This window comes from Methylobacterium sp. WL103, from assembly GCF_008039885.1.
GTDB classification, from domain to species: Bacteria; Pseudomonadota; Alphaproteobacteria; order Rhizobiales; family Beijerinckiaceae; genus Methylobacterium; species Methylobacterium cerastii.
Map to the genome: position 1 here is coordinate 1 of NZ_VRUX01000956.1, position 1,100 is coordinate 1,100.

General features: G+C 68.1%; 1 protein-coding gene. It reads right to left on the reverse strand.

The features are described from left to right. Nucleotides 1-1,100: elongation factor Tu (gene tuf / locus FV222_RS27005; protein ID WP_147816198.1), on the reverse strand; the 1,100-nt coding region annotated here is incomplete at both ends.

The window sequence follows — 1,100 nt, forward strand, 5'->3', positions numbered from 1 at the left end:
TACGCGTTGATGGCGGCGACGACGCCGGCGCCGACGGTGCGTCCGCCTTCGCGGATGGCGAAGCGCAGCTTCTCCTCCATGGCCACCGGCACGATCAGCGTGACGTCCATGGTCACGTTGTCGCCCGGCATCACCATCTCGGTGCCTTCCGGCAGCACGCAGACGCCGGTGACGTCGGTGGTGCGGAAGTAGAACTGCGGCCGGTAGTTGGTGAAGAACGGCGTGTGGCGGCCGCCCTCCTCCTTGGTCAGGATGTAGGCCTCGGCCTTGAACTTGGTGTGGGGCTTCACCGAACCCGGCTTGCACACGACCTGGCCGCGCTCGACGTCCTCGCGCTTGGTGCCGCGCAGCAGCACGCCGACGTTGTCGCCCGCCTGGCCCTGGTCGAGCAGCTTGCGGAACATCTCGACGCCCGTGACCGTCGTGGTCTGGGTGTCGCGGATGCCCACGATCTCCACCGTCTCGCCGACCTTGACGATGCCGCGCTCGACGCGACCCGTCACCACCGTGCCGCGGCCCGAGATCGAGAACACGTCCTCGATCGGCATCAGGAACGGCATGTCGATCGGACGCTCCGGCTGCGGGATGTAGTCGTCGACCGTCTTCATCAGCGCCAGCACCGCGTCGTGCCCGACCGCCTTGTCGCCGTTGTCGAGCGCGACCTTGGCCGAGCCCTTGGTGATCGGGATGTCGTCGCCGGGGAAGTCGTACTTCGACAGCAGCTCGCGCACCTCCATCTCGACGAGCTCGAGCAGCTCGGCGTCGTCGACGAGGTCGACCTTGTTCAGGAACACCACCAGTGCCGGCACGCCGACCTGGCGGGCGAGCAGGATGTGCTCGCGGGTCTGCGGCATCGGGCCGTCGGCCGCCGACACCACCAGGATCGCGCCGTCCATCTGCGCGGCGCCCGTGATCATGTTCTTCACGTAGTCGGCGTGCCCGGGGCAGTCGACGTGCGCGTAGTGCCGGTTGGCCGTCTCGTACTCGACGTGCGCCGTCGAGATCGTGATCCCGCGCGCCTTCTCCTCGGGTGCCTTGTCGATCTGGTCGTAGGCCGTGAACGTCGCCCCGCCGGACTCCGCCAGGACCTTCGTGATCGC